We start from the raw sequence: 26,854 nt of genomic DNA, 5'->3' as shown, positions 1-26,854 counted from the left end.
CGGTATAGGTTTTCTAATTTATCAGACATTTATCTTACTCTGCGGTCGTTTCAGTCGTAATTCTAATAGATATCGCTACAATACCCAAATAATTATGAGTTTTGTGTGAAGGTCAGACAGTTACCGATGAAAATTGTTGCTGATGAAAATATGCCTTTGGTCAAAGAGTTATTTGAGCCATTTGCCGAGGTGCAGTTAATCGCTGGTCGAAAAATAACCGCCGAGCATCTAGCTGATGCGGATGTTCTTTTAGTCCGTTCAGTGACTAAGGTAAGCCAAAGCTTACTACAAGCCAGTAAGGTCAAGTTTGTCGGTAGCGCCACCATTGGTACTGACCATATTGATCGGGACTATTTAGCAGAGCAGGGAATTCATTTTGCCTATGCCCCCGGCTGCAATGCACAGGCGGTGGCAGAGTATGTTTTAGTGGCTATTTCTTACTGGGCTAAAATTCGCAATAAGCAGCTGTCCGATTGTCGCGTGGGAATTATTGGTGCAGGCAATGTAGGCTCGAAAGTTGTCCAGGCTTTGGAGTTGTTAGAAATTGATTATGTTCTCAATGATCCACCATTAGAAGCGCAGGGGGATACGCGCCAATTTGTATCATTGGAAGCCATCCAGCAATGTGATGTGGTGACTTGCCATGTACCACTAATAACTCAGAGCGAACGTCCCACTCACCACTTAATCGGTCAAGATTTTCTTGCTGCAATGAAAGTTGGCAGTTTGCTGATTAACAGCTCACGCGGTGCAGTGCTCGACAACATTGCTGCATTGAAGATGAAGCGATCCGGCAAGGATATCGATTACATTCTTGATGTGTGGGAGCATGAACCGCGGGTCAATATTGAGCTGATGGATGAAACTCTAATCGCAACACCGCATATTGCTGGTTACACGCAGGAAGGCAAAATTCGTGGCACCTATCAGTTGTATCAGGCTTTTTGTCAGTGGCAGGGTATTGAGTCTGAGGTAACACTTAAGGAATTACTGCCGCAAGCACCTAAGTGGACTGCTCCAGCTCAGGTGTTTAGTGAGCCAGAAAGGCTCTATCAAAGTCTTCAACCATTTTATGATATTCGGCAAGATGATGAGCAAATGCGACAAGCAGGGGCGACTATTGCTGAGGAGTTTGATAACCTGCGAAAAAATTACCCGCAGCGATTAGAATTTTTGGAGTTAGCGTGAACCCGATTGAATACATCATTACCAGCCGCATGCCGCGAGGCTGGAAAATCATCAGTTTAAGTTTTGCCATGGCCTTGTTTATTGGTTTACCACTGCTGTGGGGTTCGGCTTTTTTGCCAGAAGGCGGCTTCCAGGTGTTTGCCGGATTGGTGGCGCTCTTTATCGTAATTGCTGGGTTAATCAGTATGATAGGCGGCTTTATCGTGCTGTTGGTGGATATTTATCGAAGTTGAGTTTTCCCGCCCCGTAAAATAAAAGTGTTATTAGTACGATATATGTTGACAATAGTTCAAACTACTATAAGCTGACCACAGCTAGAAAGAATGACCTAAGTATTTATACACTCCAAATCGCAGTTTTATTCGTAGTACTCCGTTCTGTAGTTTCAAAATTCTCAGCCAGTATTTCACGCTATTCATGCCTCATGAAGGCACCATTATATCTGGGTAAAAAAGCCCAATTTAAATTACAGGATATTTATTATGTCTAAAACAGTTAAAGGAACCGTTAAATGGTTCAACGAAGCTAAAGGTTTTGGTTTTATCGAGCAAGAAAACGGTCCAGACGTTTTTGCTCATTTCAGCGCTATTGCTAGCTCTGGATTCAAAACTTTGGCAGAAGGTCAACAAGTTGAGTTTACCTTGACTGACGGCCAGAAAGGCCCACAAGCTGAAAACATTACTGCTCTTTAATACTGATTAACAACAGTATTAAATCGTAATACGAAAAAGCAAGCACCTGGTGCTTGCTTTTTTTATGCCTGACTGAAAAGTGCTAATAAATAGTTAGGGCATCAAGCGTTCAATATTCCAGCCATTGTCAGTAGCAGTATAAAGAAACCGATCATGCAGACGATGAGCGCCTCCCTGCCAAAACTCAATGCTTGAAGGCTTAACTCGATAGCCACTCCAGAAATCAGGTAAGGGCACTTCACCCTGAGCAAATTTTGCTTTCATCTTTTCAAACTGCTGGAGCAGTAATTCTCGACTCTTGATTGGCCGGCTCTGTTGCGATGCCCAGGCCGCGATTTGGCTCTCGCGTGGCCGCTTAGCAAAGTATGCTAACGTTTCTTTAATACCAAGCTTCTCGGCGACACCTTTGATCGAAACCTGGCGCTCCATCTTATGCCAAGGGAAGTGCAGGCTGACATTCGGGTTTTGAGCTATCTGTTGTGCTTTCTGGCTTTGACTATTGGTATAAAAGACAAAACCTTTATCGCTTAGATCTTTAAGTAGAACAATGCGTTGGCTTGGCGAGTGATTCTCATCCACGGTGCCAAGAACCATAGCTGTAGGATCATTCAGATCAAAGTCGATTGCCTGCTGCAACCATAACTGAAATTGGTCAATGGGGTTATCCGCCAGATCCGAACGCTGAAGCTTGGTTAGCAGATATTCGCGACGCAAATCATCTATTGCCATAGTATCGTTTCAATCGTGTAAAGTTGTTCTGATATTAAAGGGCTCGTTACAGTAAAGTGCAAGCCCCTTAATCAATTTGCCCGCTGGCTGTAGTCCTGCTGAATCAGGATTTTTTCTTCATCGGCGCATCGCCGGAATCAACCATGACCGCACCAAACTTCTTTTTGGGCTTATCAGTGGAGCTTGTCGATGATCCAGTGACTTTTTTCTTTTGCTTTTTCTCTAGACGTTTCTTTTCCCGAGCGGTTAACTTTTTACCGTTATCTTTTTTCTTTTTGCTGCCGGCAGCTTTACCGCTGGCCTTAAGCTTTTTAGGACCTTTGTATTTTGCTGGCAGCTCTTTAATGGTTCTTAACTGGAATTTGCCGCTGATAGCTTTTTCAATAGTCACCATCAAATTCCATTCGCGATGGCTGATTAAAGAAATGGCTGTGCCAGTTTCACCAGCACGTGCGGTACGGCCAATGCGGTGAATGTAATCTTCGGCGTTATGCGCCATATCAAAGTTGATGACCAGATCGATGTCTTTAACATCAATACCACGTGCAGCAACATCCGAAGCAATAAGTACTTTAATTTTACTGTCACGGAACTGAGTCATGACATGGTTACGCACACTTTGCGAGATATCGCCATGCAGTGTTCCTGCCGCAATTTTGTGGTAACGAATCAGGCCACCTAAACGATCAACCTGCTCTTTGGTGTTACAGAACACAATGGCTTTTCGATAGTCTTCGTTAGCAAGTAACCATTGAGTCAGTTTTTCCTTATGCACCAGATCATCGGCAGTAATGATAAATTGCTCGATGGCATCGTTTTTGGCTTCAAAGGAATTAAGGACGATGGCCTGCGGCTCATCCATCAGATAATCGGTTAAGTGCTTGATGCCTTTAGTCTTTAACGTGGCAGAGAAGAACAGAGTCTGTCTTTCAGAATTGCAGTAACCTGCGATCGCCTGGACATCATCGCTAAAGCCCATTTCAAACATTTTGTCTGCTTCATCAATGACCAGGTATTCAAGGTCATTCAGATCACAACTTTCCTTTTCGCAGTGCTCCAGCATGCGGCCAGGGGTGGCAATGATAATTTCTGGATTGTCGCGGAAAATTGATTGCTGATATTTGTACTCGGCGCCACCGATGATTAAGCCGGTTTTGATTGAAGTAAATTGTGCCAGATCTTTGGCCTGCTTATTGATTTGACGCGCAAGCTCACGGGTCGGTGCCAGAATCAAAACGCGAGTGCTGGTATGAGGCGATGGCTTTTCCAGCAGCTTATGAATAATTGGCAGCAAAAAAGCCGCAGTTTTACCAGATCCAGTTTCAGCACTGACCATCAGATCTTGTCCATCCAGGATAGGCTCAATGGTCTTCTCCTGAACTTCAGTCGGAGTGTGATGCTTTAATTTTTCTAACGCTTTTTGTAATCCAGAATGGAGTTCCTGAAATATAGATGTATCTGACACGTGAATAACCGGTTGAAAATAACTGGCGCCATTTTAGCATTAAATTTTGTGGGGTGTTCATTTTTAATGCTATTTATAGCAAGTATTGCTGTCTAAGGGGCCGTTTTCTATTGTAGGGTTTGTAGGGACAACTCATGAGTTGTCCGTACGGCAAAGTAATTATTGTCCGTACTGTAAAGTAATTTAGGGCGAACACAATTCGCCCCTACGTATTTCGTTGCGCCTTTCTCTTTAGCAACGGCTTCAGCATGCCTTCAAGCCCATTGAGCTTTACCTCATAAATAAGCGCCAATTGACGGCCCAGCTTATTATCAGGAAATCCTTCTTTATGGAACCAGACCAGGTAGGGTTCGGGCAACTCAAGCAGGCGTCTACCCTGATATTTGCCGAAGGGCATCACTTGATTAACGGCATCAATAAGCTCTTGCTGGGGCTTCTGTGGTTGTTCTGCTTGGGGCATTTGTCGCTCTGTAGATTGCAATCTGGATACGAGTGTTTATGATGCTATTAAGTTTTAATGTCAAGCAAAGATACAGAGAGAACCCATGAAAAAGAGATTTCTGAGTACATTAGCCGTAGCTATTTCGTTAAGTGCTATGACTGCTTGCCAGCAGGAAGAGGCCGTTGAGCAGCCAGTTAAGACTGAGGTGGTGGCTCAAGTAGAAGTTGCGGATAAGCCTGTAGATTACAGCGCTAAAGCAGTAGAAATCAGTAAAAAATACCTGATTGCCGATACTCATGTTGATGTTCCTCATCGTTTGCTGGAGAAGTATGAGGATGTGAGTGTTGCAACCGAGGGTGGTGATTTTGATTACCCACGCGCCGTTAAGGGTGGTCTGGATGCGCCTTTCATGTCGATTTATACGCCAGCGGATCTGGAAAAGAAGGACGGTAGCAAGGAGCAGGCTGAGCAGCTGATTGATATGGTTGAGAAAATGGTAGCTGATGCACCGGACAAATTTGCTCTTGCCATGTCGCCGGGCGATTTGTTGCGTAATTTTAGACAGGGCCTTATGTCACTGCCGATGGGTATGGAAAATGGCTCACCACTAGAAGGCGATTTAGCTAATGTGGAATATTTTTTCGACCGTGGCATTCGCTACATTACTTTGGCTCACTCACTGAGCAACCACTTGTCGGATTCTTCTTATGATGAAGCACGCCCGAATGATGGCTTGAGCGATTTTGGTCGCGAAGTGGTTAAGGAAATGAACCGTCTGGGCATGATGGTGGATGTGTCGCACCTGTCGGACAAGGCCTTCTACGATGTACTTGAAGTGTCTGAAGTTCCAGTCATAGCCAGTCATTCATCAGCCCGTCATTATACGCCTGGTTTCGAGCGCAATATGAGCGATGAAATGATTAAAGCTTTGGCAGAAAAAGGTGGAGTTATTTTTATCAACTTTGGCTCAACTTTTGTTTCGCAAGCATCACGCGATAACTATGATGCCTATAAAGAAGCTCGTCAGAAATTCATGGAAGAAAATGGTGTTACTGCAGAACATGAAAGTGTTATGAACTTCACTAAGCAGTATCGTGAAGAGAAACCATTTGAGTTTGCAGACCTTGAGATAGTGCTGGATCATTTCGACCACGTGATTAAATTGGTTGGTGTTGATTATGTCGGCATCGGTTCAGATTATGACGGTGTCGGCGACAGCCTGCCAACAGGTTTAAAAGACGTGGCAACTTATCCTAATCTGATTGAAGGTCTGCTGGTACGAGGCTATAGCGAAGAAGAGATTGCCAAGATTTTATCCGGTAACCTGCTTCGAGTTTGGACTCAAGTTGAGAACCATGCCCAGCAACAATAATTGCTAACTCCTTGAATTTCATTATGATAGTTGGTGAACACATCAACTATCATCAAATAGGGGAAGCAATAATGAACAAGAAAATTATAGCGTTAGTTCTATTAGCAGTTGGTATCGCACTGTTCATCTGGGGCTACAATATGTCGCAAGCTCCAACTGAGCAAGTCAGAGAATTTGCAACAGGAGCTTTTTCTGATAAAGCCACCTGGCTCATGATTGGCGGTGGGGCTTTAGGGTTGATTGGGGTTTTGCAATTGGCGTTTGGGAAGAAGTAAATTTCAGGAGTTTGTAATTTTTCTGTCATACCGCGGCTCGACCGCGGTATCCAGTGACTTTCATTCCTTTAAGGTGTTTTTCGCTACTCAGCGAATTACTTTTCTTGAGTGGTCAAGAAAAGTAATCAAAAGAAGACCACCCCGTGATTGAGGTCTCGCTACGCTCAACTGCCTTCGTATACACCAAGCCACTTAACGCACCGTAAAATACGTTCCATCCCTGGCCCGAATTTTACTATTCAAAACGTCCTGTTTTGAATTGCTATGTCTTGGCTACTACTCAGCTCAATCAAAAGGGGATTACTGGTGCAATTCTGCTATATAAAGAGCTTTATTCTAATCCTCAAATCTAGTCTTTAGATTGCTCACCTGCTGCATCAATACGCCATCCACTGCTTTTGCCCAGTCTGCTGTTTTCTGATTCACAAAGCCGGTTACTCGATAGTTGAGTTTTAGGCTTGTTGTGTTGTCTTCGGTTGCTTCAAAGTTCCATGTCATGTAGCCGTTGACGGCGAGGGAGCTCAGTGGGCCGAGGCCGCCTGTCATGTGGATGCTTTTGCCGGGGATAATTTGTGATATGGTCATGTGCAGTGCTTGTTGTTCTCCATTGCGTTCACAAAAGCAGCCGCCAGCTTTGGATTCGATGATCATTTTTGAGGCGTCGCCAAACCAGGTATGACTGTCCTGCCACCACTCACCAATCTGAACAAACTGGTCATAGGCTTCGCTGCTTGGAACATCAATGGTGGTGTTTATACTGATGACGAAATGTTGCTCTGAAACTTCTGTGACTTCGGCCTGCGATGCCGTTGCCGTGAATAAGATAAGTATGAGGGCTATTATTTTCATAGTGATTCCCTGTTCTGGTTTTAGGTTAACAAACTCTAGATTACTGCGATTGATGCAACAAATCTACCAGCGCCTGAGCGGCATTGGAGAGGGTTTTATTGGTACGATAAATGATGCCCATGCTGCGTACCGATAGGTGTTTTTCCTCGCTGATGACCGTTAATGGCTTGCTAACCAATCGCTCGGGTAGCAAGGTCCAGCCCATTTTACAGGCGACCAGTTTGGCGATAACTTCCAGATAGTTTGCTGTTTTTACTTTGCCGAGATGTACGCCAAGCGTTTCCAGTTGATGTTCAAACAGTTCGCGTGGGAAGGTATGAGCTGGCGGTAAAATACAGGGGTAGTTACTGAGCTGGCTCATGGGGTTGCCGTGACTGAGTAGCTCATAATCCTGGTGGCAGACGATTTGCAGAGCTTCCTGCCAGATGAGCTGATGATTCAGTCGTGTATCAGCCTGATTGGGGAAGGTTAGCAATGCCAGTTCAAGATCGCCGCTGAGCACGCGATCATAAGCCAGTTCTGAGTCGATAAAGTCGATGTTAAGATCGACCTCTGGGTAGGTGTCGATATATTGTTCAAGGTAATCGGGTAGCAGGTGCAATCCAATATAGTGGCTGGTACCGATATGCAGCTGACCGCTGACTTTACCTGTCAGATCGCGGATTTCCTGTAATGTGCTATCTATGTCGCCGAGAATAGCTGGAGCCTGCTCACGTAATAGCCGCCCAGCTTCGGTTTCGATCACATGGTTGCCGACACGGTCAAACAGGTTGGTGCCGACGATGGCTTCCAGTCTTTTAATGCGTTTGCTCAGAGCTGGTTGAGTCAGCTGTAGTTTTTTGGCAGCCAGGGTAAAGGAACCTATGCTGGCAACGCTTAAGAAGGTTCTCAGTAAATCCGTATCCATGTCATTCCTATTAGTTATTAATTTAATGAAAATAATGAATTTGAGTTATTATAGGCGAAGTTCTATCATGCTCAAGTGATAGTTGTCACTGTCAGGACGCTCTCGTGCCTGCGTTTGCGTAATAACAGCATAATGAGCAGGTAAACCTGATGGTAGACATCAACTTAATTCAAACTCTTTTTTATACGTACTTTTTTTATAAAGACGCTTTTTTTAGATACTCTTTTTTAGATATATAGAGGTGCCAAATGGCAGCAAAAACTCTTTATGACAAGTTATGGGATGACCATCTTGTTGCACAAAATGACGACGGTTCAGCGCTAATCTATATTGACCGTCAACTTCTCCACGAAGTGACTTCGCCACAGGCTTTCGAAGGCTTGAAACTGGCGGGTCGTAAACCTCGTCGTATCGAAGCTAATCTGGCGACGCCTGATCACAATGTTCCTACTACCGACAGAACAAAGGGCATTGCCGATCCGATTTCACGTATTCAGGTGCAGACTTTGGATGATAACTGTGATGAATATGGCGTGACCGAATTTAAGATGGACGATATTCGCCAGGGTATCGTGCATGTTATTGGCCCTGAGCAAGGTTATACATTGCCGGGCATCACTATGGTCTGCGGCGATTCGCATACTGCAACGCATGGTGCTTTTGGTGCTATGGCTTTCGGCGTCGGCACATCTGAAGTTGAGCATGTTTTGGCGACTCAGTGTTTACGCCAGAAGAAAATGAAGAACATGCTCATTAAAGTTGATGGCAAGCTAGGTCATGGCGTCACCGCTAAAGATATCGTATTGGCCGTTATTGGCGAAATTGGTACTGCGGGCGGTAATGGCCATGCGATGGAATTTGCCGGTTCTGCGATCGAAGACTTATCAATGGAAGGTCGCATGACCATCTGTAATATGGCCATCGAAGCCGGGGCGCGAATTGGTCTGGTTGCTGTTGATGATAAAACGATTGAATATGTTAAAGGTCGTCCGTTCGCACCAAAAGGTGAGCATTGGGAGATGGCGGTTAAGGCATGGCGTGAGCTGAAAAGCGATGCCGATGCGCACTTTGACAAAGTGGTTGAATTGAAAGCCGAAGACATCATTCCGCAAGTAACCTGGGGCACTTCACCAGAAATGGTTAAGCCAGTTACTGGCACTATTCCTAATCCAGCCAATGAAGCAAATCCTGTTAAGAAAGAGGGCATTGAGCGGGCTCTTAAATACATGGATTTGAAAGCGGATATGCCGATCACGCAAATTCCAGTGGATAAAGTCTTTATTGGTTCCTGCACCAACTCTCGTATCGAGGATTTGCGCGAAGCAGCAGCGGTGGCCAAAGGTCGCAAAGTGGCGGCCAGTGTTAAATTGGCGATGGTGGTTCCAGGTTCCGGTCTGGTCAAAGAGCAGGCGGAAGCGGAAGGTTTGGACAAGATTTTTATTGAAGCAGGTTTCGAGTGGCGTGAGCCAGGCTGTTCCATGTGTTTGGCGATGAATGCTGATCGTCTGGAGCCAGGCGAGCATTGTGCTTCAACTTCAAACCGTAACTTCGAAGGTCGCCAGGGGCAGGGTGGACGTACCCATCTGGTAAGCCCTGGAATGGCTGCCGCGGCGGCTGTTTATGGTCACTTTACTGACGTCCGTGAATTAGAATTACAACCGATTACTGGAGGTGCTCACTAATGGAAGCCTTTACACAGCATACTGGCTTAGCGGTGCCATTAGACCGTGCCAACGTCGACACCGATGCTATTATTCCTAAGCAGTTTTTGAAGTCCATTAAGCGCAGTGGCTTTGGCCCGAACTTATTTGATGAATGGCGTTATCTGGATCATGGCGAGCCGGGTATGGACAATTCACAGCGTCCGATTAACCCAGACTTCGTTTTGAATTTTCCGCGTTATCAGGGGGCATCAGTTCTACTGGCGCGCGAAAACTTTGGTTGTGGCTCAAGCCGTGAACACGCGCCATGGGCATTAGAAGATTACGGCTTCAAAGCTGTTATAGCACCAAGTTTCGCCGATATCTTCTTCAATAACTGCTTCAAAAACGGTATCTTACCGATAGTTTTAGATCACGATACCGTTGATTTGCTGTTTAAAGAAACTGAAGCTAATGAAGGTTACAAGCTGGATATCAACCTCGAGCAGCAAACCATCACGCGACCCAATGGCGAAGTGATTACATTTGAAGTTGAGCCAGACCGTAAACACAGCTTGTTGAATGGCCTTGATGATATTGGTATTACTTTGCAGCAAGAAGCGGCGATAACTGAGTATGAAAACAAGAGACGCGAAAGAGCGCCCTGGTTGTTTTCATAATCCACTAATTTGAGAGCTTATCGTGAGTAGTCTTCAGAGCATAAAAAGTAGATCTGTTTCAGAGAAAGAGTTCATAGTTTCTTATGCGGATGCTTTGGAGTTAGTATCGATTTTTGACCAATTGAGAATTCGTATACTTGGTTGGGAAGGTTGGCTTTTATATGAAGACGGTAACTTAGAGCTCTCTCAAGATCATCAAGGTACTGCTGACCTGACAGAGTTATCTGATGAAGCAACTGTTGCTTTTATGAAGACTACTATCTCAGAAGCGAAAGTGGATTGGGATAAAAAACCAGAAAACGACAAAGCAAAGTTGTATTTCTGTATTACCCCAGATAAATAAATACGTAGGTTGGATAAGCGAAGCGCCATCCAACAATAAGTGTCGGAAGGCGACTCGTTCCGAGCCTTTTCCGACCTACGGTTAACTGTTTAATGTAGGGTGCGTCGTGACGCACCGTTCTACAAAACTCAAAGAGTAGAGTAACAAGATGACTAAGAAAATTTTGGTATTACCGGGCGATGGTATTGGTCCGGAGATTGTAGGTCAGGCGACTCGTGTGTTGGATGCGTTGATTGCTGATCATGGTTTGGATATGACTTATGAGTCTGCGTTGGTGGGCGGTTCGTCTTTTGATGAGCATGGCGTACCTTTGACTGATGAGGTGCTTGAGAAAGCGCGTCAGGCGGATTCTGTGTTATTAGGTGCGGTTGGCGGTCCTAAGTGGGAACAGTATGAAATTGCGGTTCGTCCTGAAAAGGCGTTGCTAAAACTGCGTTCTGAATTAGAGTTGTTCGGCAACTTGCGACCTGCGATTCTGTATCCACAATTGGCGAGTGCTTCGAGCTTAAAACCTGAGTTGGTTTCTGGTCTTGATGTGTTGATCGTTCGTGAGCTAACCGGCGGTATTTATTTTGGTCAACCTCGCGGCATTCGTACCAAGGGTAATGGCGAGCGTGAAGGCTTTAATACTTACGTTTATAGTGAAAGCGAAATTGAGCGTATTGCTCATGTGGCTTTCCGCGCGGCCATGTTACGTGATAAGCGTTTATGTTCAGTGGATAAAGCGAACGTGCTTGAAGTGACAGAGTTATGGCGCGAAGTGATGACTCGTGTGGGTAAAGAGTATCCTGAAGTCGAGTTGACGCACATGTATGTAGATAACGCTGCCATGCAGTTAGTGCGCGCGCCAAAGCAGTTTGATGTGATGGTAACCGGCAATATGTTCGGTGATATTCTGTCAGATTGTGCTGCTATGTTGACCGGTTCGATTGGTATGCTTCCTTCGGCTAGTTTGGATGCCAATGGCAAGGGGATGTATGAGCCGATTCATGGTAGTGCGCCGGATATTGCTGGTCAGAACAAAGCCAATCCATTAGCAACTATTTTGTCGGTTTCGATGATGCTCCGTCACAGCTTTGGCGAAGAAGCCTTGGCAGATAAAATTGAAAATGCAGTTTCTACTGTCCTGGATCAAGGTTACCGCACTGGTGACATTTATACTGACGGCATGAAATTGGTATCGACCAGTGAAATGGGCGATGCTGTATTGGCTGCTCTGAAATAAGGGTCACTATGACAAACAAAGGCTTATTGGCCTCTGATTTGACCATATCGCGTGCTGAGCACGTTTTGTTGGAAGGCGCTGAACTTGAGTTGGCGCCTTCGACTGTTACCTATCTTTATGGTGAAAATGGTGCTGGTAAAACCAGTCTTATGCGTTGTCTGTCTGGCTTGCTGCAAGCGGACAGCGGCAAAATTCATTGGAATGGCCAGTCTATCACCAGTCTTGATTCTGAATACTTCCAAGATCTGATCTTTCTGGCTCACGCCTTATCCATGAAGGCGGAGCTGACTATTTACGAAAACCTGAGCTTTTATGCGCACTTACGGGGCGTTAAGGATCCCAGGGCCCTGATTGATAAGGCAACATTGCAATTGGGTATTGGCCAGTTGCAGAATCGTCGTTTTGCTGAACTGTCTGCTGGGCAGCAACATAAGGTGGCATTGTGCCGGCTGGTCATTGAGCCAGCTAAAATCTGGATTCTGGATGAGCCTTTTGTCAATCTGGATAAGGGAACTCGTCATTGGTTGGCAAACTTGATTCAAGATTTTGCTAAACAGGGTGGGGTGGTGCTGTTTACCTCACACCATGAAATCGCAGAGCTGGCAATTGATCAGCGAATAGGGATCGAGCACTGATGTTTAGCGCCTTACTGAAAAGAGAGCTAATGGTGGCTCGCCGCAACTGGATTGGCATCGTCATTCCTCTGTTTTTCTTTGTTATGGTAGTCAGCCTGTTTCCTTTTGGGGTGAGCCCTGAAGCGCCGACCCTGCAAAAGATTGCACCCGGTATTATCTGGGTCGCAGCCTTGTTGGCAACGCTTCTATCGCTGGAGCAGTTTTATCGCAGCGATTATCAGGATGGTTCGTTGGAGCAGACCCTGTTGATTGCGGGGCCTACTCAGGTTGCCAGCGCCAAAATTCTGGCTCATTGGTTGTTAACCGGCTTGCCTCTGGTCATCATCTCACCATTGCTCGGTATTTTGATGCAGATCAATCATGGCTTTACCGATTCCACTCATACTTGGGTCCTGATGTTGAGCCTTTTGCTGGGAACGCCAACTCTGTGTCTAATCGGTGCAATTGGTATGAGTCTGGCTCTGGCCGCTAATCGTAACGGCATGTTGGTGGCGATTCTGGTGTTGCCGTTGTATGTTCCGATTTTGATTTTTGGCACTTCAACAGTTACAGCATCGTTGGAAAATTTCAGCTATAATGGCCAACTTGCAATTTTGGCTGCACTTTTAATGATTGCGCTGGTGGTAAGTCCCTTTGCAGCTGGGCGCGCATTGAAAATTTCGGTAAGTTAGCTTCACAGCAAGCGACTGCCAATTAAAGACTGACTGACAATAGGTTTACAATTAATGGCTTCTCGTTGGCGTTGGTTTCATCAACTCGGTTCTCCTAAGTGGTTCTTTGAAAAATCCTCCAAATGGCTTCCCTGGATTTGGGCTGGCACCCTGATATTATTGGGCATTGGCCTGTATTATTCGTTATGGGCTTCGCCAATTGAAGCGCGCCAGGGCCAAGGCCACACGGTCCGTATCATGTATATTCATGTGCCAGCGGCTGCGTTATCCATGGTTGGCTATGTGATTATGGCCATTGCTTCGATTATTGGCCTGGTATGGAAGATGAAGGTGGCTTTCGCCGCTTCCCGTGCAATTGCGCCGATTGGTGCTGCCATGACCTTCATTGCTTTGTTTACCGGGGCCGTCTGGGGCAAGCCTACCTGGGGAACCTGGTGGGAATGGGATGCGCGCCTGACCTCTGAACTATTGTTGCTATTTCTATATTTAGGCTTTATTGCCCTGCATTCATCCTTCGCAGAACGCGCTAAAGCGGACAAAGCCGCTTCTGTTCTGGCCATCGTTGGTGTCATTAACGTGCCAATCATTTATTTCTCAGTGAAATGGTGGAACACGCTGCATCAGGGCTATTCAGTGACGCAAAAAGGCGCGCTGGCTCCTGAGTTTCAGGTGCCGCTGTTTATCATGATTGGTGCATTCTACCTGATGTTTATTGGTCTGGTGATTATGCGTTTACGCGTTGAGATTTTAATGCGCGAACAGAAGTCACGCTGGGTTGCCGAGTGGGCCGCTGGCCAGAACGGACACAAGTGAGGTTTATAAATGAATAGTTTTCATGAGTTTATCTTTATGGGCAAGCATGGCGCCTATGTCTGGTCGAGTTATATTGTCACTTTTGTGGTTTTATTAGGTTTATTCTATTGGTTCCGATATTTATTGAAATCTCTGCGTAGCCAAGTAAAATCTGAGCTCAATTCCGGTGATTCTGGCCGCAGCCAAGCTAAAGCTCGCAAACTTAAAGTTGAAAAAGCCGAATCACGAGATTAAAGATTTATGAAAGCACATCGTCGTAACAAACTTATCGCAATTCTTGCTGGCCTGATTCTATTGTCTGGCGCTATCGCACTGATCCTCTTTGCCTTGAATGAGAACATCAACCACTTCTACGCACCCACCGAAGTTAAAGAAGGTAACGCACCTTTAAACAAAACCATTCGTGTCGGCGGCCTGGTGGTTCCTGGCTCAATCGAGCGCTCTGGAGAAAAGCTTTACGTCGAGTTTAAAATCACTGACAACCAGAGCCAGATGATGATCACTTATGACAATATCCTGCCGGATATGTTTAAAGAAGGGCAGGGTGTCATTGCTGAGGGGCAATTGGTTGATCAGAACAAATTGGTCGCGACTAAGGTGCTGGCCAAACATGACGAGACTTATATGCCACCAGAAGTAGAAGCGTCTTTGCAAAAGTATGGTCATCCCATGCAGCCACGCGATGGTGATGAGTCCAAACAACCTTCAGACAAATACTAGTAGGTTCTCCCTTGATACCTGAACTCGGTAATTTCTTCCTCATTTTGGCGTTTATTAACGCCATTTTATTGGGTACCTTGTCATTTTATGGTGCGCACACCAATCACAAAGGTTTAATTCAGTTCTCGCACCGAGCGTCGACTAGTATCTTCTTATTAATGCTGGCCAGTTTTGTCTGCCTGACCATCTCCTTCATCCAGAATGACTTTTCGGTAGCTTATGTCGCCAGTCATTCCAACACGCAGTTACCCATTTACTATCGCATTTCTGCGGTATGGGGTGCGCATGAAGGTTCCTTGTTACTTTGGGTATTGATTTTAACGGGCTGGATTTTTGCTGTGTCAAAGTTCAGTAAGTCTTTGCCGGATACCATGATTGCCCGAGTACTTGGCGTTATGGGCCTGATTGCCGTTGGTTTTGTTTCTTTTACTTTATTCACATCCAATCCGTTTGAGCGCGAATTACCCTTTATGCCGATTGATGGCGCTGATTTGAATCCGCTGCTTCAAGATTTCGGTCTGATTGTGCATCCGCCAATGTTGTACATGGGCTATGTGGGTTTTTCGGTGGTGTTTGCTTTTGCTATTGCCGGTTTATTGCAGGGTGAGCTGGATCATAAATGGGCCAAGTGGTCGCGTCCCTGGACAACGGTTGCCTGGATTTTTATGACACTCGGTATCGCGCTGGGAAGCTGGTGGGCTTATTACGAGCTCGGCTGGGGCGGCTGGTGGTTCTGGGATCCGGTTGAGAATGCCTCCTTCTTACCGTGGCTGGCCGGGACTGCATTGATTCATTCCTTGGCAGCGACGGAAAAACGTGGGGCATTCAAGTCCTGGACTGTGTTGCTGGCCATTTTAACTTTCTCTTTAAGCCTGCTGGGAACCTTCCTGGTTCGTTCCGGAGTCTTAACCTCGGTGCACGCATTTGCCAATGACCCGGTGCGCGGTAAATTTATTCTGGTATTCCTGGCGATAGTGGTCGGTGCCTCATTACTGCTTTACGCGATTCAATCAAGCAAGGTTCGTTCGCAATCCAATTACACTCTGGTGTCGCGCGAAATAGCATTGCTGTTTAATAATGCATTACTTGCCGTTTCAACTTTCGTGGTATTGGTTGGCACATTGCACCCGTTGATGGTGGAAGCATTTACCGATGGTAAGTCATCAGTAGGCCCTCCCTATTTCAATTTGATGTTCTCGGTGTTCTTTATTCCGATTCTGCTACTGATGCCATTGGGTCAGCAAATTAGCTGGAAAAAAGACGATCTTCCTGCATTGCTTAAAAAGTATGTTTGGTGGTTCTTAAGTTGCATCTTCTTAGGTCTGCTACTGACTTTTGGCCTTAACGGCTTCAGCTTTACCGATATTGAACCTATGGCAATTCTTGGCACGATTCTAGGTCTCTGGGTTATTGCTGGCACTGTCAAATATATTCAATTACAGTCTGCGAAAAGTCAGACTCGTATGGCCGGTATGCGCAAAATAAGCCGCAGCTACTGGGGGATGATTCTGGCGCATATTGGTGTCGCCGTTACTACGTTGGGCGTCGTTTTGACTTCTTACTATAGTATTGAAAAAGATATTCGCATCGTGATTGGTGAGACTGTAGAGGTAGAAGGGCTGTCGGTTCACTTTAAGGACTTTAAAAATATTCAGGGGCCGAACTACATTTCATCAAAAGCTATTTTTGATGTGTCAAAGTCAGGCGATTTTATTGCTGAATTAAAACCAGAAAAACGTCGCTACAATGCTTCGCAAATGGTGATGACTGAAGCTGCTATTGACCCAGGTTTGTTCCGAGACGTTTATATTGCCATGGGCGAGCCACTGGATAATTCTGCGTGGGCCATTCGTGTTTATTACAAACCTTTTGTGCGTTGGATCTGGTTAGGTGCAATTTTCATGGCTTTAGGTGGCATTTTGGCCATGACCGACAAGCGCTACCGCGAGAAGAAATTTAAGAAGAAAGCATCTCAGGAGGCTATTGCTGATGGCCAATAAAAAGATTCTTATCACTTCGATCCCGATTGTGATTTTTACAGCGCTGGTGATTGTGTTCTGGTTTTCGTTAGGCTCAGATCCAACTGAGCTGCCATCACAACGAATCGGCAAGCAGGTGCCTGAGTTTCGTTTAAGTAATCTGCATAATCCAGAAGAAACCTTTACTAACCAGGACCTGCCGAAAAAGCCTTTTCTGTTAAATGTCTGGGCAACCTGGTGCGTGTCATGTCATGTTGAACATCCATATCTGGTGAAGTTTGCCAATCAGTATCCAATCCCGATTATTGGTCTGAACTATAAAGATGAGCGCCTTGATGCGCTTAAGTATCTGCAAAAAGGCGGCGATCCTTACCTATTTTCGATTGCCGATGAAGAAGGAACCATGGGTATCGACCTAGGGGTCTATGGTGCGCCTGAAACCTTTATTGTTGATGGTAATGGCGTGATTCATGACCGCTATGTGGGCGTTATTGACGATAGAGTGTGGAACACTGTGATTCTGCCAAAGATCAAGGAACTGGACCCCGATCTGAAGGAACTGGAGGCTGCCGAATGAAGAAATTAATCGTAATTTTTTGTGCCCTATTGATGGTGCAACTTGCGCATGCTGTTATTGAAACTTATGAGTTTGATAACGAAGAGCAGGAAAAACTCTATTACGAAATCATCAATGAGCTGCGTTGCCCCAAGTGTCAGAATCAGACTATTGCCGATTCCGATGCGCCTTTGTCTCGTGATTTGCGTTATATCGTTCAGCAGAAAATTAAGGCGGGCGAAACCAAGCGTCAGATCCTGGCTTATATGCAGGAACGTTATGGTGACTTTGTTCTTTATGACCCCCCTTTACAGCCGGCTAATTACATCCTCTGGTTCTCTCCCCTGATTATCTTCCTGATCATTTTAGCGGTAGTGGTCGCCAGAGTAGGGCGTCGTGAAGTGACTTCGGAAGAGGATGATACAGACGCTAATGCCAGCCCTTCAAACGACAAAGGTGAATAATTGATGATTGCTTGGATCCTGTTAACCTTAATTGTTCTGGTTTGGGCTGCCTGGTTATTCAGTGGGGTCTTTAAAGGCTCGAATAGAAAGCTGTTGTATGTGGGTATGTTGCTGGCCTGTAGTTTTCTGGGGCTCTTTATTTACTTCAATATGGGCGCCCACTCAGAGCTTGAGCAGCTGTCAAAAAAGCACGAATCTTTCGCTGAATTATCCCTGGTTGAGCTGGCTGAAAAAGCACAACAGCAAGAAATCACTGCACTGGAGTTTTTAACTGAATTACGCCTACGCAGTGAGCTGGATCCTGAGAACAAAGAGAAATGGTTACAGTTGGGTCAGATTTTCTTGCGCTTCGGAGAACTGGATGAAGCGGATCAGGCGTTTGTTCGCGCCATCGATCTCGAGCCTACGGATGCCAGCCGCCTACAGGTGGCGCAATATTTCCTGGAGTCTGATGACCCGGCAGCCTATCAAAGAGCAGACCGCCATATTGGCCTGGTTCTCATGGAGCAACCAAACCATGAAGGCGCCTTGCTGATGCAGGGGGTGAATCAGTTTAAGCAGCAGAATTATCAGGGTGCCATTGATTATTGGCAACGCCTTCTTGAGATGCGTGACCCTGAAAGTCAGTCTGCACAGTTGATGCGTGAGCAGATCGCGCGTGCCGAACATCAATTAAAACTGCAACAGACCAACAATATTCGTGTGTTTGTCGATAACTTGTCTGAACTTCCGCTTGAGAAGTTTAGCAAGGCTTTTGTGCTTGTTCGCTCTTACGCCGGTGGGCCGCCAGTTGCCGTACGTTCTGTTGCCCTGTCTGAGCTTAATGATGGTGTTTTGCTAACCCCCGGTGATGTCATGCTGCCCGATGTGGAGCTATGGCAGGCTGAAGATGTTATCGTTGAAGTCAGGCTATCGGTTGAAGGGATTGCCCAACCGGGTAGTGGCGACCGGTTCGGTAGAACGGAGCTGCTTAATAAGCTGACACCTGGTGAACAATTTCACATTGAGATCAATCAAACTGTGAATTAAGTTTGATCCTTCCTCGTTTTGACGTGACTTTCACAGGGAATAGTGGAAATTTGTTGTTAAGCTATGTAACAAATAGCGAATAGGTTACTCTAATAGCCGAATGTTCGATGTTAAGAACACTTTTTAAACAACAAGTTAGGAGTCATGTCATATGTTAAACAAAGATAAAACTAAATTAGCTGTAGTCGTTTCTGCTTCACTAGCTGCCTCAGCAGCAATTGGTACTGCAAGCGCCGGCGACAACCCATTTACTCTGAACGACCTTCAGTCTGGTTACAACCTTTCTATGTTTGATGGCCATGGTAAAGATGGCGAAGGCAAGTGTGGTGAAGGTAAGTGCGGTGAAGAAAAAGCCGAGAAAGCTGAAGAAGGCAAGTGCGGTGAAGGTAAGTGTGGCGAGAAAAAAGCCGAAAAAGCTGAAGAAGGCAAATGCGGCGAAGGTAAGTGTGGTGAAGGCAAATGCGGCGAAGAAAAAGCCGAAAAAGCCAAAGAAGGTAAATGTGGCGAAGGTAAATGTGGTGAAGGCAAGTGCGGTGGCGCTAGCTAATCACAGATATTGAGCAAACCAGTGGCGACTTCTGTCGCCACTTTTCCTTCAACCAATAGTATGGAGCAGTAGTGAAACAACAGAAACTGATAACAGGTGCTGGTTTAGGACTTCGTCGAGATTTTCTTGATGAGTATGAAGCTTTGGATCAGTCTAGTGTTGATTTCATGGAAGTGGCTCCTGAAAACTGGATTCCCTATGGTGGCCGCTTAAAAGAACAGTTTAAGCGCTACGCGGAAAGATTTCCCTTTGTAATCCACGGCTTGTCGCTTTCAATCGGCGGCCCAACGCCTTTGGATACAGATTTCGTCAAACAGGTCGCGGAGTTCATCAAGACTTATGACATTCAATGCTACAGCGAGCATTTAAGTTACTGTAGCGATGATGGTCATATGTATGACCTGATGCCTATTCCTTTTACCGAAGAAGCGGTTCATTACGTCGCAAACCGCATTAAGCATGTGCAGGATATTATTGGCCAGAAAATTGCCATGGAAAACGTTTCTTATTATGCCGCGCCCGGGCAGGAAATGACTGAACTGGAGTTTTTGTTAGCCGTCTTGGAAGAGGCTGACTGCAAGTTGTTGTTAGACGTCAATAATATCTACGTCAACAGCATTAATCATCGGTATGACCCCAAGCAATTTCTTAAAGCGTTGCCCAAAGAGCGCATAGCTTATGGCCACATTGCCGGCCATTATGATGAAGCCGAGGATCTCAAAGTGGATACCCACGGCTCGGATGTGAAGCCGGAGGTCTGGAAATTGCTGGATTTGGCTTATGAGCAATTTGGCGTATTCCCGACTTTATTGGAGCGTGACTTCAATATCCCTTCAATGGACAAGCTGTTGCAAGAAGTAGAGCAAATTAAAGCTCTGCAAACTAAATATCAGCAAGTACCCGCTGCTATTGCTTAGAGGTTTACGATGAACAAGCACTCTGAGCTACCCAAATTTCAACAGATTCAATTTGAATTTGCCAAAAACCTTCGTAACCCTGCCAAGTTTCAAGCTCCAGAAGGCATAGAAGCCCGTCGTATGAAGATTTATCAGGATTTGTTTTATAACAATGTGCAAAATTTCTGCGCTAACAGTTTCCCCATTTTGCGCTCTCTAACGCCAGATGATAAATGGCATCGAATGGTTCGTGCCTTTTTTACCGATTACCGCGCTCACTCGCCATACTTTGCAGAGATATCCGCTGAGTTTTTAAATTATCTATCAGAGCATCGTGAGCCTGAGCAGGATGATTATCCGTTTATGCTGGAGCTTGCTCATTGGGAATGGATGGAAGTGGCATTGCTCGCCAATAAAGAAGATATTCTGGCCATTCCACATGATAGAAACGGGGATCTGTTTGAGCAGAATATTGTGATTTCGCCACTTGCCGCTGCCAATGTCTATGAATACCCCGTTCATCGCATCGGCAAAGCTTATATACCCGAAGAAAAGCCTGAGCAGCCAAGCTTCCTGATTATCTGCCGTGATCGCAAGCATAAGATTGAGTTTATGGAAACCAATCTGTTCACTTACCGATTGTTGCAAATCTTCCTTGAGCATCTTGAGCAGAGCAAACAGATAACCGGTAAGCAGGCACTGCAACAGCTTGCCGAAGAAACCCAGTTTCCGAATCCGCAGCAGCTCATTGAGGGTGGCAAGCAGATGCTGGATAGCCTGTTGCAACGTGATGTTATACTGGGCACCAACTCTTGAGGCGGTGTCAAAAACCCAAAAGAACAAAACTAGCGCAAAACCACTGAAACCTTTATCATTGCGCCATTGAAATACCGAAGGATAAGATAATGAAGTTTAACCGATTGATATTGGTTCTAAGTATTTTGACCTTATCAGCTTGTGCCACGACTGATTCAAAGAATCCCAAAGATCCCTATGAAGAATATAACCGAGGTGTCTGGGAATTTAACCGCGCGGTTGATAAAGCTATTCTTAAGCCGACAGCTGAAGGGTATCAGGCGATTACTCCCGATCCTATTGAGAAGGGAATTTCTAACTTTTTCAGCAACTTGGGTGAAATCGAGACTATTATTAACGATATTCTACAGGCCAAGTTTGGTAAGGCTGGGCGCGATACAGGACGTTTCCTGATTAATAGCACCCTTGGCCTGGCTGGCTTTCTTGATCCTGCGACAGAAATGGGCCTGAAGAAAGAAGAAGAAGACTTTGGTCAGACATTGGCCGCTTGGGGATTCGATTCAGGACCATTCCTGATGTTGCCATTTATCGGTCCATCCACTGCGCGAGATGGGATTGGCTTCGCGGTAGATAAGATTGCCCTTTATAGTCCTTATGATGAAATGGATGATTCGCAAACTGAGTGGAGCTTGAGGGCGTTAGATTTGGTGCAGACACGTGCCGAGTTACTGCCACTCGAAGAACAGTTGGAGCAGGCGCTGGATGAATATTCTTTGGTTCGAGATGCCTATTTGCAGCGACGTGAATTCCTGATCTATGACGGTCGTCCTCCGATTGAGGATGACTGTGAGTTTGAAGAAGATTGTGAAGACTGGTAGTTTAATCGAAGTAATACTTGCAGGATAATTAAGCCATGCCGATGGACTTTAAAGACACACTGGTTATTGCCATATCGTCAACTGCCTTGTTTGACCTGGCAGAGAGCCATCGTATTTATATGGAAAGTGGCGTAAACAGTTACGCCCAATATCAAATCGATCACGAAGATGAGCTACTTAAACCTGGCGCTGCATTTGGTCTGGTCCGCAAGCTTCTGGCTCTGAATGAAGGGGCAGAAGACAAACCTCGTGTTGAAGTGATTCTCCTTTCTCGAAACAGTGCTGATACCGGACTTCGTGTTTTTAACTCGATTGAAAATCATAGACTGCATATAACCCGTGCCGCTTTCACCTCTGGCAATAGCCCCTACCTATACGCTGAAGCATTTGGTGCGCACCTATTCCTCTCAACCAACCCGGTTGATGTTACCCAGGCGATAGAAGCAGGAATAGCTGCAGCAACTATCGTAGCACCAACGCAGGCGAGCAACGAGAGTGATATTATCAAGTTTGCCTTTGATGGCGATGCGGTATTGTTTTCCGATGAGTCGGAGCAAATTTTCCAAAGCGGAGGACTGGAAGAGTTTACCAAACACGAAAAAGCATCAGCTCAGAAACCTCTTGAAGGTGGGCCGTTCAAAAACTTCCTGGCAGCGCTGCATAAACTACAGAAAGAGTTTGGCACCGAAGACTGCCCAATCCGTACTGCTTTAGTGACAGCTCGCTCAGCTCCTGCACATGAGCGCGTGATTCGGACACTCCGTTACTGGGATATTCGTATTGACGAAGCCTTATTTCTGGGCGGTATGGATAAGACTCGCTTCCTTAAAGCCTTTGGCGCCGATGTATTCTTCGATGATCAGGAAGGTCATATTGAGCGAGCCAGAGAACATATTGCCAGTGGGCATGTACCGAATGGTGTAATAAATAAAAAGTAGCTGGGCTACTAAGATTTAGTTACACCTCCTTTCTTGATATTTAACCCTGATTCGGGCATCTTGCTGGGTACTTTTAGAATTACCCGCAAGGTATCAGTGTGAATATCAGTATCAAATACTTCCTCTCATCACTTCTCTGTTTTGCAAGCTTTACGTCATTGGCAGCCACTGTCGATGCTCCAGAGAGAGCCGAAGGCGAAGGTCCTTATGATCGACTCATTCTCCGTGGTGGCATTATCATCAATGGTGAAGGCGCTCCGCCAACTGGCCCAGTGGATATCATTATTGAAGGTAACACTATCAAAAGTATTCGCTCAGTGGGTGCGCCGGGTGTTTCCATTGATGAATCTAAAAGACCCAAAGCTGGACCAAGCGATAAGGTCATGGATATCAGTGGCCATTATGTATTACCCGGCTTTGTTGATATGCATGCACACATTGCGGGCAGTGTTGATGGTTTACCAGCTGAATACCCATTTAAGCTCTGGCTTGCCCATGGTATTACAACTATTCGTGAACCTGGCAGTTTTAACGGCCTTGATTGGACTTTAAAACATCAAAAGCTCAGTCAGCAGAACAAGATTACTGCGCCACGCATTGTGCCTTACATTGGCTTTGGCATGGGCTGGGACAAAGAAATTACTACCCCCAAAGAAGCACGTAAGTGGGTACGTCATGTGGCAAAAGAAGGTGCCGCTGGGATTAAGTTTTTTGGCCTGCCAGAAGACATGATGGAAGCAGCATTGGATGAAGCCAGTAAGCAGGGTTTAGGCACTATGATGCACCATGCGCAACTGAACGTGTATGGTACCAATGCACTGGATTCAGCACGTCTGGGCTTAACTTCCATGGAGCATTGGTATGGTCTGCCGGAAGCCTTGTTTACCGATAAGACTATTCAGGATTATCCGCTCGAATATAACTACAACGATGAATCGCACCGCTTTACAGAGGCTGGCCGTTTATGGCAACAGGCTGCCGAGAAGGGTAGTGAGCGCTGGAATGCTGTGCGTGATGAGTTGATCCAGCTCGATTTTACTATTAATCCCACACTAACTATCTATGAAGCCAGCCGTGATGTTATGCGTGAGCGTGAGGCTGAGTGGCATGACGATTATACCCATCCGAAACTACTCGAGTTCTTCGAACCTAATCGTCATTCCCATGGCTCATACTTTTTCGATTGGACTACCCAGAACGAGATCGACTGGAAAGAAAACTACCGTATCTGGATGAGTTTTCTGAATGATTATAAAAATCATGGTGGGCGCGTTACTACGGGTTCTGATACAGGCTATATCTACAAAATCTTTGGTTTTGGTTTGATTCGTGAGTTCGAATTACTACAGGAAGCCGGTTTTCACCCGCTTGAAGTTATTCAGTCAGCCACTTTAAATGGCGCAGAAGCTCTGGGTATGGACGATAAAATTGGTTCTTTGCGCCCAGGCAAGCTTGCCGACCTGGTCATCGTTGATGAAAACCCAATTGCCAACTTTAAAGTATTGTATGGCACAGGCCATTATCGCCTAGGACTTGATAATGTTCCTCAGCGTGTCGGTGGTGTTAAATACACCATTAAAGACGGCATCGTTTTTGATGCTGAACAATTGCGAGAAGACGTTAAGGAAATAGTTGAGAAAGCCAAACTGACTAAGTGATTTTTATTCAGCAGCAATCCTCTGCATGATGCAGAGGATTGCTTATTTGAGAATGTGAGTTAAAGCCTGCTCAAGCTCCGCATACTCAAACTTAAAACCGGATTCCTGCAGCTTCTTTGGAATCACTCTTTGCCCAGTCAATAAAATATGAGCCATTTCACCTACCGCAAGTTTTAGCGCAAAACCAGGTACCGTCATAAAAGTTGGACGGCTTAAAACCTTACCCAGAGTTTTAGTTAAAGTTTCATTGGTGACAGGGTTGGGAGCGGTTAAGTTGAAAGCGCCAGTCAGGCTGTCATTGTCGATCAAGTGTTTGACCGCTCGAACATGATCTTGGATATGAATCCATGAAAAGTATTGATTACCAGAGCCAAGCTTGCCACCAAGGCCAAGTTTAAAAGGCAATAGCATTTGTTGTAGAGCTCCCTCGTCACCGAGCACAACCCCAGTCCGGATACAGCATACACGGACCCCAAAAGCTTCGGCCTGATAAGCGGCATCTTCCCATTGGCTGCACAGCCTCACCTGAAAGTCAGAAGCACTTCCAGAGGTCGAACCCTCATCCAGTGTTTCATTACCCCGAGCACCGTAATAACCAATAGCCGAGCCACTTATCAAGGTGTGCGGCTTTTTCTCCGTGCTCTCGATCCAGCTCAGCAGGTGTCTGGTGGTATCTAATCTGCTATTAACTATTTCCTGCTTGTATTGATCACTCCAGCGCTTAGCCGCCAAATTCGCACCGGCGAGGTTAATCACAACATCAGCATGTTTAACATCACTGATACGTTCCACCAGCTCAACATGCTTAAAAAAGAAATCATCCTGATACTTTGAAGGAGTTCTACTGACAACGACAATCTTGTAATTATCCTTCTGTAACAAAGGAATCAAATTACGACCAATAAAACCAGTGCCACCCGTAATTAAAACCGTTTCCATATAATCCCTCAATAGCCATTAAGACGTTAAATTAGTATAGCAAGCTGACTATGCAAAGTAAGTGAAGAGGTTAGATATTTTGGTAGGTATTACTTTATCGGTTTGAGATGATTATGTTGGGAAGATAGGAGGTAAGAGTAGGGACAACTCATGAGTTGTCCCAAGGAAAAAAATCAACCACTAACACTCAATAATATGAACCGCTAAACCACCACGGGCGGTTTCTTTATATTTGTCACGCATATCCATGCCGGTATCCCACATGGTTTTGATGACTTTATCGAGTGATACTTTGTGTTCACCGTCACCGCGTAGTGCTAAGCGAGCAGCGTTAATAGCTTTTACCGAGCCCATGGCGTTACGTTCAATACAGGGAACTTGAACTAATCCACCAACTGGATCGCAGGTTAAGCCAAGGTTGTGTTCCATGCCGATTTCTGCAGCATTTTCTACCTGCTGTGGACTGCCGCCCATCACTTCGGTCAGTGCTCCAGCGGCCATTGAGCAGGCTACGCCTACTTCGCCCTGACAACCAACTTCAGCACCAGAAATCGAAGCGTTGAGTTTATATAAAATACCAATGGCACCAGCAGTTAGCAGGAAGCGAATAACTGCTTTCTCATCAGCATTTTGATGGAAGCGCATAAAGTAAAAGAGAACGGCTGGAATAATGCCCGCTGCACCATTGGTTGGCGCTGTGACTACTCGGCCACCGGCTGCATTTTCTTCATTAACGGCCAGTGCGTAAAGGTCAACCCAATCCATGGCGCGCAAAACATCATTCTCATTCGAATCTGATTTTAGTTTGCGATAAATACCGGGTGCGCGTCGTTTAACTTTTAAACCACCAGGCAAAATACCTTCGCGATTGCATCCGCGCTTAATGCAATCTTCCATCACTCGCCAGATCTCAAGTAACTTGGTTTTGACTTCTTCCTCGCTACGCCAAGACTTTTCGTTTTCCAGCATCAAAGTCGAAATGCAAATACCTTCGTCTTTACAGGTTTGAATCAATTCTGCTGCGGAAGTGAAGGGGTATTTAACCTTGGTATCGTCTTCCATAATTGGCGTGTCGGCATCAACATCTTCGTTGACCACAAAGCCACCGCCAACCGAGTAGTAAGTTTTCTTGGCAATTTCATTGCCGTCTTTATCGAAAGCCAAAAAGATCATACCGTTTGAGTGGCGCGGCAATGATTTTCGACGATGCATCACCAGATCTTTTTCTTCGTTAAATTTAAGTTCTATGGTGCCGTTTAACTTGATCTTTTTTTCGCTTCGAATAGTTTCCAAACGTGCGGGAATAATGTCGGGATCAACATCTTCTGGGAGATGGCCTTCAAGACCAATCATGACCGCTTTATCAGAGCCATGGCCTTTACCGGTTGCACCAAGCGAGCCATAGAGTTCTGCTTTTACTCGATCCACAGAGTCCAATAGCTTCTGTTCGGTCAAAAATTCAATGAAACGGTGAGCTGCACGCATTGGCCCCACGGTATGAGAGCTTGATGGACCGATACCAATGCTGAACATGTCAAAAACGCTAATTGCCAAGGTGAAACCTCAAA

General features: G+C 45.6%; 31 protein-coding genes. 24 read left to right on the top strand and 7 right to left on the bottom strand.

The window, feature by feature from the left end; all coding sequences use genetic code 11:
- Positions 1-126: 126 nt before the first annotated feature.
- The 3 genes from HUJ19_RS05055 to HUJ19_RS05045 all read left to right on the top strand — a co-directional run bounded on the left by HUJ19_RS05055 (position 127) and on the right by HUJ19_RS05045 (position 1,880).
- Positions 127-1,188, top strand: coding sequence for a 4-phosphoerythronate dehydrogenase (locus tag HUJ19_RS05055; RefSeq protein ID WP_290622616.1), 1,062 nt, complete (start codon positions 127-129; stop codon positions 1,186-1,188).
- Positions 1,185-1,421, top strand: a complete 237-nt coding sequence (locus HUJ19_RS05050; RefSeq protein WP_290622615.1) for a hypothetical protein — start codon at positions 1,185-1,187, stop codon at positions 1,419-1,421. The genes HUJ19_RS05055 and HUJ19_RS05050 overlap by 4 nt, the downstream gene beginning before the upstream one ends.
- Before the next feature lie 249 nt (positions 1,422-1,670).
- Entirely contained in the window at positions 1,671-1,880 is a 210-nt protein-coding gene (locus tag HUJ19_RS05045) for a cold-shock protein (protein WP_012800902.1), read from the top strand.
- 93 nt (positions 1,881-1,973) lie between these two features.
- Here HUJ19_RS05045 and pdxH read toward each other — a convergent pair whose 3' ends face one another.
- The 3 genes from pdxH to HUJ19_RS05030 all read right to left on the bottom strand — a co-directional run bounded on the left by pdxH (position 1,974) and on the right by HUJ19_RS05030 (position 4,534).
- Positions 1,974-2,609 (bottom strand): pyridoxamine 5'-phosphate oxidase, encoded by a 636-nt coding sequence (pdxH, locus tag HUJ19_RS05040; protein WP_290622614.1) that lies wholly within the window; start codon positions 2,607-2,609, stop codon positions 1,974-1,976.
- 103 nt (positions 2,610-2,712) lie between these two features.
- Complete coding sequence (locus HUJ19_RS05035) at positions 2,713-4,074, bottom strand: DEAD/DEAH box helicase (RefSeq protein ID WP_290622613.1); 1,362 nt, start codon at positions 4,072-4,074, stop codon at positions 2,713-2,715.
- A 205-nt stretch (positions 4,075-4,279) separates the two neighbouring features.
- Entirely contained in the window at positions 4,280-4,534 is a 255-nt protein-coding gene (locus HUJ19_RS05030; RefSeq protein WP_290622612.1) for a DUF3820 family protein, read from the bottom strand.
- An 85-nt stretch (positions 4,535-4,619) separates the two neighbouring features.
- Between HUJ19_RS05030 and HUJ19_RS05025 the strand changes: the two genes are divergently transcribed.
- Positions 4,620-5,888 carry a dipeptidase gene (locus HUJ19_RS05025; protein ID WP_290622611.1) on the top strand — a complete coding sequence of 423 codons (1,269 nt, stop codon included), beginning with the start codon at positions 4,620-4,622 and terminating at the stop codon, positions 5,886-5,888.
- 71 nt (positions 5,889-5,959) lie between these two features.
- Positions 5,960-6,163 (top strand): DUF3185 family protein, encoded by a 204-nt coding sequence (locus HUJ19_RS05020; protein WP_290622610.1) that lies wholly within the window; start codon positions 5,960-5,962, stop codon positions 6,161-6,163.
- A gap of 336 nt (positions 6,164-6,499) precedes the next feature.
- Here HUJ19_RS05020 and HUJ19_RS05015 read toward each other — a convergent pair whose 3' ends face one another.
- Together HUJ19_RS05015 and HUJ19_RS05010 are read right to left on the bottom strand one after the other, a co-directional pair.
- Entirely contained in the window at positions 6,500-7,012 is a 513-nt protein-coding gene (locus HUJ19_RS05015; protein WP_290622609.1) for an SRPBCC domain-containing protein, read from the bottom strand.
- A 40-nt stretch (positions 7,013-7,052) separates the two neighbouring features.
- Positions 7,053-7,919 (bottom strand): LysR family transcriptional regulator, encoded by an 867-nt coding sequence (locus HUJ19_RS05010; protein ID WP_290622608.1) that lies wholly within the window; start codon positions 7,917-7,919, stop codon positions 7,053-7,055.
- Between the two features lie 248 nt (positions 7,920-8,167).
- On the opposite strand from HUJ19_RS05010, the gene leuC reads away from it, so the two are divergent.
- From leuC to HUJ19_RS04915, 19 genes are all read left to right on the top strand, one after another.
- Complete coding sequence (gene leuC / locus HUJ19_RS05005; protein ID WP_290622607.1) at positions 8,168-9,601, top strand: 3-isopropylmalate dehydratase large subunit; 1,434 nt, start codon at positions 8,168-8,170, stop codon at positions 9,599-9,601.
- Positions 9,601-10,239, top strand: a complete 639-nt coding sequence (gene leuD / locus HUJ19_RS05000; protein ID WP_290622606.1) for a 3-isopropylmalate dehydratase small subunit — start codon at positions 9,601-9,603, stop codon at positions 10,237-10,239. The genes leuC and leuD overlap by 1 nt, the downstream gene beginning before the upstream one ends.
- 22 nt (positions 10,240-10,261) lie before the next feature.
- Positions 10,262-10,582 (top strand): hypothetical protein, encoded by a 321-nt coding sequence (locus HUJ19_RS04995; protein WP_290622605.1) that lies wholly within the window; start codon positions 10,262-10,264, stop codon positions 10,580-10,582.
- A 148-nt stretch (positions 10,583-10,730) separates the two neighbouring features.
- On the top strand, positions 10,731-11,807 hold the full coding sequence (gene leuB / locus HUJ19_RS04990; RefSeq protein WP_290622604.1) for a 3-isopropylmalate dehydrogenase: 1,077 nt from the start codon (positions 10,731-10,733) through the stop codon (positions 11,805-11,807).
- Between the two features lie 8 nt (positions 11,808-11,815).
- Positions 11,816-12,442, top strand: coding sequence for a heme ABC exporter ATP-binding protein CcmA (ccmA, locus tag HUJ19_RS04985; protein WP_290622603.1), 627 nt, complete (start codon positions 11,816-11,818; stop codon positions 12,440-12,442).
- Positions 12,442-13,113, top strand: a complete 672-nt coding sequence (gene ccmB / locus HUJ19_RS04980) for a heme exporter protein CcmB (RefSeq protein WP_290622602.1) — start codon at positions 12,442-12,444, stop codon at positions 13,111-13,113. The genes ccmA and ccmB overlap by 1 nt, the downstream gene beginning before the upstream one ends.
- A 54-nt stretch (positions 13,114-13,167) precedes the next feature.
- Positions 13,168-13,926 carry a heme ABC transporter permease CcmC gene (ccmC, locus tag HUJ19_RS04975; RefSeq protein ID WP_290622601.1) on the top strand — a complete coding sequence of 253 codons (759 nt, stop codon included), beginning with the start codon at positions 13,168-13,170 and terminating at the stop codon, positions 13,924-13,926.
- A 9-nt stretch (positions 13,927-13,935) separates the two neighbouring features.
- Positions 13,936-14,160 (top strand): heme exporter protein CcmD, encoded by a 225-nt coding sequence (gene ccmD, locus HUJ19_RS04970; protein WP_290622600.1) that lies wholly within the window; start codon positions 13,936-13,938, stop codon positions 14,158-14,160.
- Positions 14,161-14,166: 6 nt separating this feature from the next.
- The gene (ccmE, locus tag HUJ19_RS04965) at positions 14,167-14,646 is read left to right on the top strand and encodes a cytochrome c maturation protein CcmE (RefSeq protein WP_290622599.1); all 480 of its coding nucleotides are present in this window, start codon (positions 14,167-14,169) and stop codon (positions 14,644-14,646) included.
- 11 nt (positions 14,647-14,657) lie between these two features.
- Positions 14,658-16,646, top strand: coding sequence for a heme lyase CcmF/NrfE family subunit (locus HUJ19_RS04960; protein WP_290622598.1), 1,989 nt, complete (start codon positions 14,658-14,660; stop codon positions 16,644-16,646).
- Entirely contained in the window at positions 16,636-17,202 is a 567-nt protein-coding gene (locus HUJ19_RS04955; protein WP_290622597.1) for a DsbE family thiol:disulfide interchange protein, read from the top strand. The genes HUJ19_RS04960 and HUJ19_RS04955 overlap by 11 nt, the downstream gene beginning before the upstream one ends.
- Positions 17,199-17,645 carry a cytochrome c-type biogenesis protein gene (locus HUJ19_RS04950; protein WP_290622596.1) on the top strand — a complete coding sequence of 149 codons (447 nt, stop codon included), beginning with the start codon at positions 17,199-17,201 and terminating at the stop codon, positions 17,643-17,645. Before HUJ19_RS04955 ends, HUJ19_RS04950 begins: the two co-directional genes overlap by 4 nt.
- A gap of 3 nt (positions 17,646-17,648) precedes the next feature.
- Entirely contained in the window at positions 17,649-18,674 is a 1,026-nt protein-coding gene (locus tag HUJ19_RS04945) for a tetratricopeptide repeat protein (RefSeq protein WP_290622617.1), read from the top strand.
- A 151-nt stretch (positions 18,675-18,825) separates the two neighbouring features.
- A complete protein-coding gene (locus HUJ19_RS04940) occupies positions 18,826-19,221 on the top strand; it encodes a hypothetical protein (protein WP_290622595.1) in 396 nt (131 codons plus the stop codon).
- 71 nt (positions 19,222-19,292) lie between these two features.
- Complete coding sequence (locus tag HUJ19_RS04935; protein WP_290622594.1) at positions 19,293-20,138, top strand: DUF692 domain-containing protein; 846 nt, start codon at positions 19,293-19,295, stop codon at positions 20,136-20,138.
- 9 nt (positions 20,139-20,147) lie between these two features.
- Positions 20,148-20,933, top strand: a complete 786-nt coding sequence (locus tag HUJ19_RS04930) for a DUF2063 domain-containing protein (protein ID WP_290622593.1) — start codon at positions 20,148-20,150, stop codon at positions 20,931-20,933.
- A gap of 89 nt (positions 20,934-21,022) precedes the next feature.
- Positions 21,023-21,751: a VacJ family lipoprotein gene (locus tag HUJ19_RS04925; protein ID WP_290622592.1), complete on the top strand. Its 729-nt coding sequence runs from the start codon at positions 21,023-21,025 to the stop codon at positions 21,749-21,751.
- A 35-nt stretch (positions 21,752-21,786) separates the two neighbouring features.
- Positions 21,787-22,689, top strand: coding sequence for a 5'-nucleotidase (locus HUJ19_RS04920; protein ID WP_290622591.1), 903 nt, complete (start codon positions 21,787-21,789; stop codon positions 22,687-22,689).
- A gap of 158 nt (positions 22,690-22,847) precedes the next feature.
- Positions 22,848-24,347: an amidohydrolase family protein gene (locus tag HUJ19_RS04915; RefSeq protein WP_367273970.1), complete on the top strand. Its 1,500-nt coding sequence runs from the start codon at positions 22,848-22,850 to the stop codon at positions 24,345-24,347.
- Positions 24,348-24,389: 42 nt separating this feature from the next.
- Here HUJ19_RS04915 and HUJ19_RS04910 read toward each other — a convergent pair whose 3' ends face one another.
- Together HUJ19_RS04910 and HUJ19_RS04905 are read right to left on the bottom strand one after the other, a co-directional pair.
- Positions 24,390-25,286 carry a TIGR01777 family oxidoreductase gene (locus tag HUJ19_RS04910; RefSeq protein ID WP_290622589.1) on the bottom strand — a complete coding sequence of 299 codons (897 nt, stop codon included), beginning with the start codon at positions 25,284-25,286 and terminating at the stop codon, positions 24,390-24,392.
- A gap of 180 nt (positions 25,287-25,466) precedes the next feature.
- On the bottom strand, positions 25,467-26,840 hold the full coding sequence (locus HUJ19_RS04905) for an L-serine ammonia-lyase (RefSeq protein WP_290622588.1): 1,374 nt from the start codon (positions 26,838-26,840) through the stop codon (positions 25,467-25,469).
- Positions 26,841-26,854: the final 14 nt, after the last annotated feature.

The sequence above is a fragment of the Kangiella sp. genome, from assembly GCF_014762745.1.
Lineage (GTDB): Bacteria > Pseudomonadota > Gammaproteobacteria > Enterobacterales > Kangiellaceae > Kangiella.
Note: the sequence above shows the minus strand (reverse complement) of the source record. Positions and strands in the feature narration are given on the sequence as shown.